Below are 14123 nucleotides of genomic sequence, written 5' to 3' on the forward strand. Positions count from 1 at the left end.
GAAGGCGCTTGCCGTGGCGCGAAGGCTCGGGCAGATCACCTATCAAGGATCGTGCGCTCACGGCAAGAAACGGGCCCGCCGCCCCGGCAAGAAACGGGTGGGGATCGTGCGATCGGGTCGAGAGAGGAGCCCGTCCGACGCCATGACCGAGACCGTCCCGCCCGCCGCAGATCCCGCCATTCAGGCGCAGCGCGCGCTCCTCGACAGCCTCCTCGCGGCGGCGATCCGGGCCGCCCATCCCGATCTCGCCCTGCCGCCGCACCTGCCCGAACCGAGCCCGGGCCGGCTGATCATCCTGGCCGCCGGCAAGGCCGCGGGCAGCATGAGTGCCGTGGCGAGCCGCTTCTACCGGCAGAAGCACGGCCTCGGCGACGACCGGATCGTGGGGCTCGCGGTGGCACGCCATGGCTACGGACAGGACGCGCCCGGGATCCATATGGTCGAGGCCGGTCATCCCGTACCTGACGAGGCCGGCATTGCGGCGACCAAGGAAGCCCTGCGGCTCGCCACAGAGGCCGGGCCGGACGACGAGGTTCTGGTGCTGCTCTCCGGCGGCGGCTCGGCCAACTGGATCGCCCCGGCCGGTGATCTGACGCTGATCGAGAAGCAGGCGATCACCCGCGCGATGCTGCGCTCCGGCGCGCCGATCGGCGAGATCAACACGGTCCGCAAGCACATTTCCCGAATCAAGGGCGGGCGCCTCGCACTCGCCGCCCGCAACGCACGGCGGATCCTGACGCTGGCGATCTCGGATGTGCCGTTCGACGATCCGGCGGTGATCGCGTCCGGGCCGACCGTGCCAGACCCGTCCACGCTGGCCGATGCGCGGGCCATCTGCGAACGCCGCAACATCCCGCTGCCGGAAGAGGCGACGCGCCTGCTCAACGACCCGAACAACGAGACGCCGAAGGCGGGCGATCCGGCTTTCGCCCGGGCGGAATACCGCATCATCGCCCGCCCGATCGACGCCCTGAACGCGGCGGCCGAGGCGGCCCGGGCGGCCGGCTACGAGCCCGTGATGCTGGGCGCCGATCTGGAGGGCGAGGCCCGCGAAGTCGCCGCCGAGCACGCCGTCGCGGCCAAGCGCTACAAGGCTTCCGGCCAGCGGGTTGCGTTGATCTCAGGGGGCGAACTGACCGTCACCATCCGAGGTGAGGGCAATGGCGGGCCGAACCAGGAATACGCGATGGCCCTCGCCGTCGCCCTGGCGGGCGAGCCGGGCATTTCCGGTATCAGTGCCGATACCGACGGCACCGACGGCGGCCGAGGCCACGCCACCGACCCCGCGGGCGGTATCGTCGATCCCACCACCCTCGAGCGCGCCCGCGCCGCCGGCCTCGACCCGGCCGCGATGCTGGAGCAGAACGACTCGACCGCGTTCTTCGCGGCTCTCGGCGACCTCGTGAATCCCGGCCCGACCTGTACCAATGTCAACGATTGCCGCATCATCCTCGTCAACTAGTGCGTTCTCCGCGGACGTGGACGCCGGTTCGGCGCAGAAGAGCGCCCCAAACCAAAGGCTTGGAGCCGTGGGCGATTGCAGCGCGATCGGGCATGGCTTCAGCGTTCGCGTCCGGGCGGCTCAACTCCTGCCCGCACTCACGGTCCTCGGGTTCGCGCTCCTCGGTGCGGGCCCGGCGAAAGCCGACCTGCGCCTGTGCAACCAGACCGGCAGCAAGGTCGGGATCTCGCTGGGCTACCGCGATCCGCAGGGCTGGGTCACGGAGGGGTGGTGGGACCTCGCACCGAAGGCCTGCGAGACCCTGCTGAAAGGTGCGTTGGCGGCCCGATTCTACTATGTGTTCGCGGTGGATTACACGCGCGGCGGCGAGTGGAGTGGGCGCTCGCTCATGTGTACCCGTGATTCCGAGTTCACCATCCGCGGACTCGAAGATTGTCTCGCCAGGGGCTACGACCGCAATGGCTTCTTCGAAGTCGATACCGGCGAGCAGAAGAGCTGGACTGTTCAGCTGACCGATCCGAACCGCGCGGACGTCCCCGCCAAACCGTAGGGCGACGGCGCCGTCACTGTACGATTCGCTGCGGGTCGCCCCCGCATCCGTCCCAATAACCCGACGACGCCTGAAGGCTCGCGGTGAAATACCCGGAGGATCCCGCTTGAAACGCTCCCGCCGCACGAAGATCGTCGCCACCCTCGGGCCGGCCTCCGATTCACCCGAGATGATCGAACGGCTGTTCCGCGCGGGCGTGGACGTGTTCCGGCTCAACATGAGCCATCTTCCCCGGGAAAAATTGCCCGAGAAGGTCGAGGCGATCCGCATCATCGAGCGCGAGGCCAAGCGTCCGATCGGGATTCTCGTCGATCTGCAGGGGCCGAAACTACGGCTCGGCACGTTCGCGGACGGCGCCGTCACGATCGAGGCCGGTGCGAGCTTCGTGCTCGACGGCGACCCGACGCCCGGCGATTCCGCACGCTGCCACCTGCCGCATCCGGAGATCCTCCAGGCCCTGGAGCCCGGCCACGCGATCCTGCTCGACGATGGCAAGCTGCGGCTCTCGGTGGTCGAGACATCGGAGAACCGGGCGGTGACCCGGGTCGAGGTCGGCGGCCGCATCTCAAACCGCAAGGGCGTGTCGTTGCCCCACACGGTGATCCCGGTGCCGGCCATGACCGACAAGGATCGGGCGGATCTCAACGCGGGTCTCAATGCGGGCGCCGATTGGATCGCGGTGTCCTTCGTTCAGCGCCCCGAGGACGTGGCGGAGGTCAAGAAGGTCTGTGCCGGCCGAGCCCTGGTGATGGCCAAGATCGAGAAGCCGCAGGCGCTGACCCGACTGGACGAGATCATCGAGATCTCGGACGGACTGATGGTCGCCCGCGGCGATCTCGGCGTGGAGATGCCGTTGGAGCAGGTGCCTGGCGTGCAGAAGCGCATCGTTCGGGGAGCCCGGCGCTTTGGCAAGCCGGTCGTCGTCGCGACCCAGATGCTCGAGTCGATGATCACGGCGCCTGTCCCGACCCGTGCCGAAGTCTCGGATGTGGCCACCGCGGTCTACGAGGGCGCCGATGCCGTGATGCTCTCGGCCGAGAGCGCTTCGGGCGCGCATCCGCTCGCCGCGGTGGAAACCATGAGCCGCATCGCCGAGCAGGTTGAGCGAGACGCGCTTTACTGGTCGATCATCCGTGCCCAGAGCGCCACGCCGGACCACACCGCCAACGACGCGATCGCGGCGGCCGCGCATCAGATGGTCGACGCCCTCGACCTCGACGCCATCATGGCCTGGACGAGTTCCGGTTCGACCGCCCTGCGCCTGTCGCGCGAGCGCCCGAACGCCACGGTGATCGCCCTGACGCCCCGGCGCGAGACTGCGCGCCGCCTCGCGCTCGCCTGGGGCACCCATCCGATCGTCACGAAGGATGCCAGTGACGTGGACGACATGTCGTTCCGCGCCGCCAAATTCGCGGTTCGCGAGCGGTTCGCGGCGGTGGGCGATCGGGTGATCGTGGTGGCCGGCCTTCCGTTCGGCACGCCCGGAGCCACGAATCTCGTGCGGCTCACCTTCATCACCCGCGAGCACGCCGAGAAGGCGTGACGCGCTCTCGAGTTCCAGTGCTCGAGGAAACGACATCGGAGCGACGTGAAGAGAGCGCCTCAATGTGCGGCGGGTGCAGCCGTCGCGGCATAGGCCAAACTGTCAGACAGCGTGACGATCTCCTCCGTCACGCGGTCTGACGCCACGTATTGGAGCATGTGGCCGATCCCCGGCAGCAGGACCAGCCGCGCGCCCGGGATCGCCCGGGCCAGCGGCATCGCCTGCTCCGCGCTGCGCACGATCGGATCCGCCTCACCGGCGATAACCAAGGTCGGGATCCGGATCTCGCCATAGCGTGGGGCCTGAGCCGCCAGCGCCTTCGTCAGACCGAGGAGGTCCTGCACATTCGCGAGTAACGTACCGGGCCGCAGGACGAGGGTGGCGCGGGCGGCTTTCGGATAATCGGGGTTTTCCGGTTGGGGCGTGAACACCCGGCGTGCCGCCTCCGGCAGGAATTGCTGCGCGAGCGGCGGCCCGATCGTGCGGCTGAGCAGCCACGCCACGGAAGGCTGCACGGCGACCCGCCAGTACCAGGGCAGATCCGGCACCCGGTCCGGCGTCGGCATCGCGACGGGCGCCGCCAGGACAAGCGCCGAGACCCGCTCCGGATGATCGAGGGCAAGCGCCAGGGCCAGCGACCCGGCCCAGGAATGGCCGAAGACGATCGCCGGACCGACGTCCATATGGGCGAGCGCTTCCGCGATCAGGCGCGCCTGCACGGTGGGCGCAGCGGCCTCGGCGCCCGCGATCCGGTCGCTCCAGCCGAAGCCCGGGCGGTCGAAGGCGATGACCCGGAACCCGTGTGCGGCGAGGCGCCGACCGATTCCCTCCATCGGGTCCGATGCGTTGGCCGAGGCGCCATGCAGGAGGATGATCGGTGGCCCGTCCGCCGGCCCACCCTGAAGCGTGGCGAGACGGCCGCCAGTCACCGCGACGAAGGGGCCGGCCGGCGGATAGGTAGCGTTCACCCGCAGCGTGATCGCGAAGCTAACGAGCGCTCCGATGGCGAGGACGAGGCCGAGTGCCGCGAACGGCAGGGCCAGGAGCGTGAGGAGAAGGCCGAGCATCCGCGTCAAAGGTCGCGGCCGTCGACCTCCGGTGCGAGGCGGTCGATCGCCTCACCGATCTTGTCCATCTGCGGGTAGAGCATCTTCGCCCGGCGGAAGGCCGACAGGGCGCGAGCCTTGTCGTCCTGCGACTCGTAGATCCGGCCGAGGGCGGCCCAGGCCTCGAAATGGCGCGGCTCCAAAACCAGGGCACGCTTCAGATCGCCGATGGCGTCGTCCTTGTCGGTCAGGAGCCAGAACACCGTGGCGCGCCGGTTCCAGCCCTCGGACCAGTTGGGCTCAAGGGCCGTGACCCGGTCCATCAGCTCAGCGGCGAGGGGAAAATCGTGGGCGGTGACGGCTTGACGGGCGCGATCCGTGAGCAGGTCGGCAGTCGGACTGCCCGAGCCGGCGAGGCGCCGCTCGATGAGCTTCGCGATGCCCTTGGCCTCCACAGGATCCTCGCTGGCACGCAAGCGGGCGAACAGGTCGTCGAGGCTCGGTGGCTTGGGCGCGGGCTTCGCCTCCGGCGCCGTCCGCCCCGAGCGATTCGGCTCCGGCGCAGCCCGCGCGGCGGGCGATACCACGATCAGCGCCAAGAGGCAGACCAGTGCGGCGGGGAGGCGGGTCGGCATCATGGGGCCAGAGTGTTCGCCGTCGACAAGCTCGTCAACGTGCCCCGGTGCCGCGCATGCGAAAACAGCCGCGCTCGGGTGGGCGCGGCTGCTGAATTCCGGCCTGAGCCGGGCTATCCGAATGGCTTCAGCCCTGACGGGCCTTGAAGCGCTTCTGGGTCTTGTTGATCACGTAGACCCGGCCCTTGCGACGCACGAGCTGGTTGTCGCGGTGACGGCCGCGCAGGGACTTGAGGGAGTTGCGGATCTTCATCGGTCTCTCGAGCCCGGAGGGCCCTCCATGGAAAGGGTGTCGGGAACGTCGTCGCGGGGCTGGACGCGCGAACACGTCCGGCGATCACGGCACACGCATCGCGGAATGGAGTCGCCATATCAGGATTGCCCCCGGTAAGGCAAGGCGCCGCCACGACAGGACGGTCAATGAATGCTCTCCAGATGCGGGATCGGCGACGGCTACACCAGCTGGCGTCCGATCTCATGCAGCAACACGTCGAGTACCGGCTTGAGTCGATCGAACTGCTGCTGGCCCAGGTTCGCCGCCGACTCAAACAGCATCAGCGCCAACTCGGCGACACGGTCGATCCCGCCGGCCTCCACGTCCGTCGCGCGGAAGGTGACCTCATCGAGAACGCCGGCATGGCTGCTTGCGGTGACGTCGATGACGATTCCGCGCGCCTCGCACACGGAATTCCCGGCGTCTAGATTGAAGCGCCCGCGCGCCAGAACCCACCGGACATCATCCGCTTCAGGAACGGTCCGGAACTGTGGCGCGAACTGGCCGCCCTGCCGACGAAGATCGTCGATCAGCGCCTCGATCCGCAGCTGATCCTCGGGGTGAATGCGGTCGAGGAGAGACGTGAAGCTCCCGCCGCGATCGCCCCGTGCCCTGGGTATCCCGAGCATCCCGGCCGCGACTGCGTCGCAGCGGAGGATCTCGTCGTCCAGATGCCATTCCCAGGTGCCAACGTCAGATGCTGCGAGTGCGCGTGCCACGCGCCCGTTGCCCCGCCGCTTCGACCGCGCGTCGACCCCCAACAGGCCCGTTCCCCTATCACACTTCGACGGTGCTGCCAGAATTGAGAAATGCTAAGAGGAATATAAGAAGCTCGTCAAACGTGGCACTACGTGTTGTTCGCGGTCATCGCCCCAATTGTGCGACACCCGTCGACACTCACGCGCGGGCGTAAGTCCCGATCAGCACGCCTTTGGCCAAGACGAGGCCTTTCATTGCGTCGAGCAAAGCGCTGCGGCCAGGATTCTCATCGAGGTCGAGGGTCTGCCCCAGAGCGTAAATCTGAAACAGATAGGCGTGCTGGCCGTGGCCGCTGGGCGGATCCGGCGGGAGCCAGGCCGTCTGCAGGAAACTGTTTCGACCGAGCGGGACATCCGGACTGGCGCTGGGCTCCGAGACATCGCCTTCGTCCAAACCCGACCGTTCCGACGGGAGATTCCAAACGATCAGATGGACCAGCGGCTGCGGCGTCGGGCTACCGGCATCTTCGACCAGCAGCACAATGGATGCGGTGCCGGGCGGCAGGCCGCTCCAGGCGAGCGGCGGCGACAGGCCTTCGCCATCTGCGGTGCAACGGGCCGGTATCGCAGCCCCGTCAGCAAACGCATCACTGCTCAGGGTGAGCGATGCCGGGACGTCCGGAAAGGATGCGTGGAAGGCGGTCTTCTCGGTGCCTGCTTTAAGGCCCGACAGGGCTTCGCCCAAAGCACTGGGTATCTTTTCGAGCATCGTCACTGTCTCCGCCGCGGTGCCAACGGCGGAGGGTGCGTCCGGTTCAGTCCCGTCGCGCGGATGCGACCATGTAGTTCACCGCCGTGTCCCGGCCGCTGCGCCAGCCGTCGGTCAGCGGGTTGTAGACGACCCCCACCGTGTCGCTGACCGAGAGGCCGCCCGTCCGGATCGCCCGGCCGAGCTCGTCCGGCGTCACGAACTTCCCCCAATCATGCGTGCCCCGCGGCAGCCAGCCGAGCACGTACTCGGCGCCCACGATCGCCAGCGCGAAGGAGCGCATCGTCCGGTTGAGGGTCGCGGCGAACAGCATCCCGCCCGGCTTCACGGCCGCGCAGGCCGTGCGCACGAAGGCCGGCATGTCGGAGACGTGCTCCACCACCTCCATGATCAGTACGGCGTCGAACCTTTCCCCGTCGGCCACGACCGCCTCGATCGTCGCGCCGCGATAATCGACCGGCACGCCGGCCGCTTCGGCATGGGACCGGGCGACCGCGATGTTTTGCTCCGCCGGATCGAGCCCCGTCACGGTCGCGCCGAGCCGAGCCAGCGGCTCCGACAGAACGCCGCCGCCGCAGCCGACATCGCAGATCGTCAGGCCGTCGAGCGGGAAGGGGGCTCGCGGGTCGCGCCCAAAATGGCGGCATAGAGCGTCGCGGATATAGGCGAGGCGCACCGGATTGAATCGGTGAAGCACCCGCATCGGACCGGACTCGTCCCACCACGTCGCGGCGAGCGCGTCGAACCGGGCGACCTCGCCGTGATCGACGAAGCCCCCGTTGCCGCGATCCGTGGCTGCCCTGTCCATGCGCGTCCCGTCCTCGAAGGTCCGGCCGGCCCTTAGCACGACGGCGTCATCCAAGTCGCTGCGGCGCGCGGGCGTCATGCTTGGCCGGTTGTTGACACCTCAACGAGCCGCTTGTACCCGCCCAGCACCCTTCGGACCGCCCGCGTCGGTCCGGCCCCGTCGCCATCGGGAACCCGCGACCGAGAGCCCATGCCCCGTCTGGTGATGAAATTCGGCGGCACCTCCGTCGCCAACGTCGACCGCATCCGCAACGTCGCGCGCCACGTCGCCCGCGAGGTGGCGGCCGGTTACGACGTCGCCGTGATCGTCTCGGCCATGTCGGGCAAGACCAACGAGCTGGTCGACTGGGTCAAGGATGCGAACCCGCTCTACGACCCCCGGGAGTACGACGCCGTCGTCGCCTCTGGCGAGCTCGTGACCGCCGGCCTCCTGGCGATCGCCCTCCAGAAGGACGGGCTGAAGGCCCGCTCCTGGCAGGGCTGGCAGATCCCGGTGGTGACCTCCGAGGCGCACGGCTCGGCCCGCATCGACGAGATCGACCCGAAGAATTTGGAGGCGGGCTTCGCCAAGGGCGAGGTCGCGGTGATCGCGGGCTTCCAGGGCATCCACGCCGAGACCGGCCGGATCACCACTTTGGGCCGTGGCGGCTCCGACACCTCGGCAGTGGCGGTGGCGGCCGCGATCGGCGCCGAGCGCTGCGATATCTATACGGACGTGGACGGGGTCTACACCACGGACCCACGCATCGTACCGAAGGCCCGCCGGATGGAGCGGGTGACCTTCGAGGAGATGCTGGAGATGGCTTCGCTCGGCGCCAAGGTGCTGCAGGTCCGCTCGGTTGAACTCGCCATGGTCCACCGGGTGCCGACGACGGTCCGCTCCTCCTTCGATCCGCCGGACGCCGCCCGTCCCGGCACCCTCATCTGCGACGAGGACGACACCGTGGAACAGCAGATCATCACCGGGATCGCGTTCTCCCGGGACGAGGCGCAGATCACCCTGCGTCGGGTCAAGGACAGCCCCGGCGTCGCCGCCGCGATCTTCGGGCCCCTGGCCGATGCCAACATCAACGTCGACATGATCATCCAGACCGTGTCGGGCGACCAGTCGACCACCGACATGACCTTCACGGTGCCGGCCGCGGATTACGAGCGCTCCAGGAAGATCCTCGACGAGGCGCGGACGCAGATCGGCTACGCGCAGATCGAGGGCGCCACCGACGTGGTGAAGGTCTCGGCGATCGGCGTCGGCATGCGCAGCCATGCGGGCGTCGCCGCCAAAGCGTTCCGGGCGCTCGCCGAGAAGGGAATCAACATCCGCGCGATCACCACGTCGGAGATCAAGTTCTCTGTGTTGATCGACGCTGCCTACACGGAGCTTGCCGTGCGCACGCTCCACTCGCTATACGGCCTGGATCAGGCCTGAGCCTGGGACGAGGCTGTTTCGATCGGGGCGCATGGTGCGACCTGAACAGTCGCGGGCCGTTTCGCCGATCCCAGAGCACGTCTGGCGAGAGCGCGACGGTTCATCCGGCGCCGGCCGTCCCGAGCTTGGCGCCAAGGTTGCAGGGTGGTCGACGCCAAGACCGCTCATCGACACTGGAACGACGAACAGATGCCCGCTGCGCCCGGAGGCCCGCGCCTGCTGCTGCGCCGCCTCCGCGAAGCGATGGCGGAGCCGGTCAGCCCCCAGGCACGCCTCGACCGCATCGTCGTCCTGATCGCCGCCAACGTCGTGGCCGAGGTGTGCTCGGTCTACGTGCTGCGGGATGACAACACCTTAGAGTTGTTTGCCACCGAGGGTCTGAACTTCGAAGCGGTCCATCAGACCCGCATGCGCACCGACGAGGGCCTCGTCGGCTTGATCGCCCGCACGGCCGAACCGCTCTCCCTGTCCGACGCGCAGAACCACCCGGCCTTCTCGTACCGACCGGAGACCGGCGAAGAGGCCTATCACGCCTTTCTGGGCGTGCCGCTGCTCCGTGCCGGCAACACGCTCGGCGTGCTGACAGTCCAGAACAAGACCTACCGCGTCTACTCCGAGGAGGAGATCGAGGCGCTCCAGACCACCGCCATGGTGCTCTCGGAGATGATCGCCTCCGGCGAACTGGAAAGCTTGGCCCCCGACGCAGGCACGGCCGCCCGTCGCCCGGTCCTGTCCCGGGGCATCGCCCTCGCCGACGGGATCGGCCTCGGCTACGTGGTGTTGCACGAGCCCCGCGTGATCGTGAAGACGCTGATTGCCGAGAACGTCGATCGCGAGGTCGCCCGGCTCGACGCGGCGATCGAGGAGGTCCGCTCGGCGATCGATGCCCTTGTGGAGCGCGGCGACCGGATCGGCACGGCGGAATCTCGCGAGGTTCTGGAGACCGTTCGGATGTTCGCCCACGACAAGGGCTGGCTCCGGCGGATGCGCGAGGCGGTGGCCTCCGGCCTGACCGCCGAGGCCGCGGTCGAGCGGGTCCAGTCGGACAACCGCGCCAAGATGATGCGCCAGTCCGACCCGTACCTGCGCGAGCGGCTGCACGATCTCGATGACCTCGCCAATCGATTGCTGCGGGCACTGATCGGCCCTGGCGCGGCGGGGGTTTTCGTCCTGCCTGAGAACGCCATCCTGGTGGCGCGGACGATGGGACCGGCGGCGCTCCTCGATTACGAAGCGTCGACGCTGCGCGGAATCGTGCTGGAGGAGGGCGGTCCCACCAGCCACGTCGCCATCGTGGCCCGGGCGCTGGGCATCCCGGCGGTGGGCGAGGTGGAGAACGCGACCGCGCTCTGCGACGCGGGCGATGCCATCATCGTCGACGGCGTGGCCGGCGAGATCCATGTCCGGCCCGGCCCCGAGGTCGAGGCGGCCTATGCCGAGATGGTGCGCCTGCGCGCCCGCCGGCAGGAGCAGTACCGGGCGCTGCGCGACGTGCCGGCCCAGACCCGCGACGGGGTGCGGGTCGGGCTGCATCTGAATGCCGGGCTTCTGGTCGACTTCAGCCACCTCGAGGAGACCGGCGCCGAGGGCGTCGGCCTGTTCCGCACCGAGCTGCAATTCATGGTGGCGCAGCGGATGCCCTCCGCGGTCGAGCAGCAGGAACTCTACCGTAAGGTGTTCGCCGCCTCGAAGGGCAAGCCCGTGACGGTGCGCACCCTCGACATCGGCGGCGACAAGATCCTGCCGTACATGGCCAAGCTCGAGGAAGAGAACCCTGCGCTCGGCTGGCGGGCGATCCGCATCGGCCTCGACCGGCCGGCTCTGCTGCGGATGCAGCTTCGCGCGCTTCTGAAGGCAGCCAACGGCGATCCGCTGAAGATCATGTTTCCGATGGTGGCCACAGTGGACGAGTTCGTCCGCGCCCGCGGCATCGTCGAGCGCGAGAAGGCCTACCTCAAGCGCCACGGCTACGAACTCCCGACCGAGTGCCGCCTCGGAGCGATGATCGAGGTGCCCTCGCTCCTGTTCCAGATCGACGAGATTGCCAAGGAGGCGGATTTCCTGTCGGTGGGCTCAAACGACCTGATGCAGTTCCTGTTCGCGGTGGATCGCGAAAACCGCCGCGTCGCCAACCGCTTCGATCCGCTCAGCGTCGCTGCGCTCCGGGCGTTCCGGCTGATCGCCGAGCGGTCGAACGCAGCCGGCTGTCCCGTCACGGTCTGCGGCGAGATCGGCGGCCGCCCCCTGGACGCGATGGCGCTGATCGGCCTCGGCTATCGCGACCTGTCAATGTCGCCGGCTGCCATCGGTCCGGTCAAGGCGATGGTGCTGAGCCTGGATGCCCGGGCGGTGGCCGAGCTGATCGACACCGAGATGGCGCGGATGCACGACGGCGACTCCCTGCGCCCGGCTCTCACAGCCTTCGCGCACGCCCACGGCGTACCTATCTAGGGTCTCGACTCTTGCCGACCGTTCGGCCGGAGTTGTAGGGCAACGCCATGACGTTTCCGGGCGGCACGCCGCCGTGTCCGTCCCCGTACGGGAGAGGCATGGGGGAGGACTTGGCGCCGGGGCTCGAACCCTGCCGTCCGTGCTTCTCCACGTCCCGGCCGGGACGCCTTGCGAACAACTCTAGAATCACGGGCGATGATCCCCTTTCCGACCGAGCGTCTCGACGCCATCCTGGCGCGGCACGATATCGTCACCGCGCAGCTCGCCTCCGGCGAGGGCACCCCAGACACCGTGGTCCAGCTGTCGCGGGAGCTGTCCGACCTGGGTCCCGTGGTGGAGGCGATCCGCCACTACCGTGCGGCCTCGGAGAATCTGTCCGGCGTCGAGGCGCTGATCGATGAGCCCGGCACGGATTCCGAGATGCGGGCGCTCGCCGCCGAGGAGAAGCCGGAGGCGCAGGCTGCCCTCGAATCGGCGCATCGCGACCTGCAACTCCTGCTGCTGCCAAAGGATGCCGCCGACGAGAAAAGCGCCATCCTGGAAGTGCGGGCCGGCACCGGCGGCGATGAGGCCGCCCTGTTCGCCGGTGACCTGTTCCGGATGTACGCGAAGTACGCCGAGTCGAAGGGCTGGCGCGTCGAGGTGATCTCGGAGAGCGAGGGTACGGCCGGCGGCTTCCGCGAAGTTGTCGCAGAGGTGAAGGGGCGGGGCGTGTTCGCGCGCCTCAAGTTCGAGAGCGGTGCCCATCGGGTGCAGCGCGTGCCCGATACCGAGACGCAGGGGCGGATCCACACCTCGGCCGCAACCGTGGCGGTGCTGCCCGAGGCCGAGGAGGTCGACATCCACGTCAACGACGCGGATCTGAAGATCGACACGATGCGCGCCCAGGGCGCGGGCGGCCAGCACGTAAACAAGACCGAATCGGCGATCCGCATCACCCATCTGCCGACCGGCATCGTGGTGTTCGTTCAGGAGGAGCGTTCGCAGCACAAGAATCGCGCGCGCGCCATGGCGGTGCTCCGCGCCCGGCTCTACGAGGCCGAGCGGAGCGCCAAGGATTCCGTCCGGGCGGCCGATCGCAAGGCGCAGGTCGGCTCGGGCGATCGTAGCGAGCGGATCCGCACCTACAACTTTCCGCAGGGCCGGGTGACCGACCACCGGATCAACCTGACCCTCTACAAGCTGGAGGAGGTGATGGCCGGCACGGCCCTCGACGAGGTGGTGGACGCCCTGATCACCGAACATCAGGCGGAGCTCCTCGCCGCCGAGGGCATGGCCTGAGCGGCGCGTGACATCCGGATCGAGCCACGGCCTGTCCCGCCGCGCGGCCCTTCGGCGCAGCACGGCCGTGCTGCATGCGGGGGGCCTTGGTGAAGCGTCGGGCGATGCCCGCTTCCTGCTGATGGGGCTCCTCGCGCTCGAGGCGCGCGACCTTCTCGTCGCCGGGGATCAGCGCCTGCACGATCACGAGGCGGCCGCTCTGGATGCTGCGCTGGCGCGGCGCCTGTCCGGCGAGCCCGTAGCCCGTATCCTCGGCGCGTGGGAGTTCTGGGGCCTACCCATCCGCCTCGGACCCGAGACCCTGGTCCCGCGGCCCGACACCGAGATCTTGGTCGAAGCCGCGCTCGCCACGGTGTCGGACCGGAGCGCACCGGTGCGATGCCTCGATCTCGGCACGGGCTCCGGCTGCATCCTGGCGGCGTTGTTGAGTGAGCTTCCCGGCGCCTTCGGCACCGGTCTTGACCGTTCGGAGCCCGCCCTCAGGATAGCCCGTCACAATATCGTGGCGAACGGTTTCGGCAGTCGGTCAGCGTTCGCGGTGTCGGATTGGTGCGACGCCATCCGGGGGTGCTTCGATCTCGTGGTCTCGAACCCGCCCTACATCGCGCGCGACGTCATCCGGACCCTGCACCGCGAGGTGTACGAGCACGATCCCCTGGCTGCCCTCGACGGCGGCCCGGACGGTCTCGATGCCTATCGACGTATCCTCGATGGCGTCCGGACCCAAAACCTGCTCGCCCCTGGGGGAATGCTCGCCCTGGAGATCGGATACGATCAGGCCGAGACAGTCCGCGACCTGGCCGTCGCGGCCGGCTTCGCGGATCGCGGCCTGACCCGCGATCTCGCGGGTCATGATCGTGTGCTGTGTTTCGGTCTTCCCAAAACCCTGGGGGATCCCCACGTGTCGTCCGACAGCGGATAGGCCCACACGCCCGATTGCGCCGCAATTGGCCACAGCGCAGCGATTTTATTGACCCGCGCTCCTACGCAAATGTCGAGCTCACCGCGACGGAGCGGGATGCATCGAAAAAATGCTTGTTGCCCGAGCCGGGGAACGCTAATGTTGATCTGAAGATCGCGGATGGTTCGTTAAGTCGGACAACGTTAGGGTCGGTGACGACCATAGGTCGCCGACGGGTTCGCTGATCCCCAAACCGTTGAACCAGAGCTCGCGTGACGGC

13 protein-coding genes are annotated in these 14123 nt (G+C 68.6%); 7 read left to right on the plus strand and 6 right to left on the minus strand.

Annotated features, from left to right (window positions below; genetic code table 11):
* The first annotated feature begins 142 nt into the window (after positions 1–142).
* The 3 genes from OXS27_RS04870 to pyk all read left to right on the plus strand — a co-directional run bounded on the left by OXS27_RS04870 (position 143) and on the right by pyk (position 3555).
* Positions 143–1462: a glycerate kinase gene (locus OXS27_RS04870; RefSeq protein WP_267354589.1), complete on the plus strand. Its 1320-nt coding sequence runs from the start codon at positions 143–145 to the stop codon at positions 1460–1462.
* Positions 1463–1589: 127 nt separating this feature from the next.
* A complete protein-coding gene (locus tag OXS27_RS04875) occupies positions 1590–2012 on the plus strand; it encodes a DUF1036 domain-containing protein (protein WP_243921357.1) in 423 nt (140 codons plus the stop codon).
* Between the two features lie 106 nt (positions 2013–2118).
* A complete protein-coding gene (pyk, locus tag OXS27_RS04880) occupies positions 2119–3555 on the plus strand; it encodes a pyruvate kinase (protein WP_243921079.1) in 1437 nt (478 codons plus the stop codon).
* Positions 3556–3614: 59 nt separating this feature from the next.
* Here pyk and OXS27_RS04885 read toward each other — a convergent pair whose 3' ends face one another.
* The 6 genes from OXS27_RS04885 to ubiG all read right to left on the minus strand — a co-directional run bounded on the left by OXS27_RS04885 (position 3615) and on the right by ubiG (position 7785).
* Positions 3615–4631, minus strand: a complete 1017-nt coding sequence (locus tag OXS27_RS04885; protein ID WP_267354592.1) for an alpha/beta hydrolase — start codon at positions 4629–4631, stop codon at positions 3615–3617.
* Positions 4628–5239 (minus strand): tetratricopeptide repeat protein, encoded by a 612-nt coding sequence (locus tag OXS27_RS04890; protein ID WP_243921074.1) that lies wholly within the window; start codon positions 5237–5239, stop codon positions 4628–4630. The genes OXS27_RS04885 and OXS27_RS04890 overlap by 4 nt, the downstream gene beginning before the upstream one ends.
* Positions 5240–5363: 124 nt before the next feature.
* Positions 5364–5489, minus strand: a complete 126-nt coding sequence (gene ykgO / locus OXS27_RS04895; protein ID WP_003601867.1) for a type B 50S ribosomal protein L36 — start codon at positions 5487–5489, stop codon at positions 5364–5366.
* A 200-nt stretch (positions 5490–5689) separates the two neighbouring features.
* On the minus strand, positions 5690–6229 hold the full coding sequence (locus OXS27_RS04900) for a PAS domain-containing protein (RefSeq protein ID WP_267354636.1): 540 nt from the start codon (positions 6227–6229) through the stop codon (positions 5690–5692).
* Between the two features lie 178 nt (positions 6230–6407).
* Positions 6408–6977 (minus strand): YbhB/YbcL family Raf kinase inhibitor-like protein, encoded by a 570-nt coding sequence (locus tag OXS27_RS04905; protein WP_267354638.1) that lies wholly within the window; start codon positions 6975–6977, stop codon positions 6408–6410.
* A gap of 46 nt (positions 6978–7023) precedes the next feature.
* Complete coding sequence (gene ubiG, locus OXS27_RS04910) at positions 7024–7785, minus strand: bifunctional 2-polyprenyl-6-hydroxyphenol methylase/3-demethylubiquinol 3-O-methyltransferase UbiG (RefSeq protein ID WP_267354810.1); 762 nt, start codon at positions 7783–7785, stop codon at positions 7024–7026.
* A 189-nt stretch (positions 7786–7974) separates the two neighbouring features.
* Between ubiG and OXS27_RS04915 the strand changes: the two genes are divergently transcribed.
* The 4 genes from OXS27_RS04915 (at position 7975) to prmC (ending at position 13864) form a co-directional block, all read left to right on the plus strand.
* Positions 7975–9210, plus strand: coding sequence for an aspartate kinase (locus OXS27_RS04915; RefSeq protein WP_243921068.1), 1236 nt, complete (start codon positions 7975–7977; stop codon positions 9208–9210).
* 189 nt (positions 9211–9399) lie between these two features.
* Entirely contained in the window at positions 9400–11661 is a 2262-nt protein-coding gene (gene ptsP / locus OXS27_RS04920) for a phosphoenolpyruvate--protein phosphotransferase (RefSeq protein WP_243921067.1), read from the plus strand.
* A gap of 195 nt (positions 11662–11856) precedes the next feature.
* Positions 11857–12942 carry a peptide chain release factor 1 gene (gene prfA / locus OXS27_RS04925; RefSeq protein ID WP_267354640.1) on the plus strand — a complete coding sequence of 362 codons (1086 nt, stop codon included), beginning with the start codon at positions 11857–11859 and terminating at the stop codon, positions 12940–12942.
* A gap of 7 nt (positions 12943–12949) precedes the next feature.
* Positions 12950–13864 carry a peptide chain release factor N(5)-glutamine methyltransferase gene (gene prmC / locus OXS27_RS04930; protein WP_267354642.1) on the plus strand — a complete coding sequence of 305 codons (915 nt, stop codon included), beginning with the start codon at positions 12950–12952 and terminating at the stop codon, positions 13862–13864.
* Positions 13865–14123 lie beyond the last annotated feature (259 nt).

This window comes from Methylobacterium sp. GC_Met_3 (assembly GCF_026540775.1).
In the GTDB taxonomy this organism is placed as follows: domain Bacteria; phylum Pseudomonadota; class Alphaproteobacteria; order Rhizobiales; family Beijerinckiaceae; genus Methylobacterium.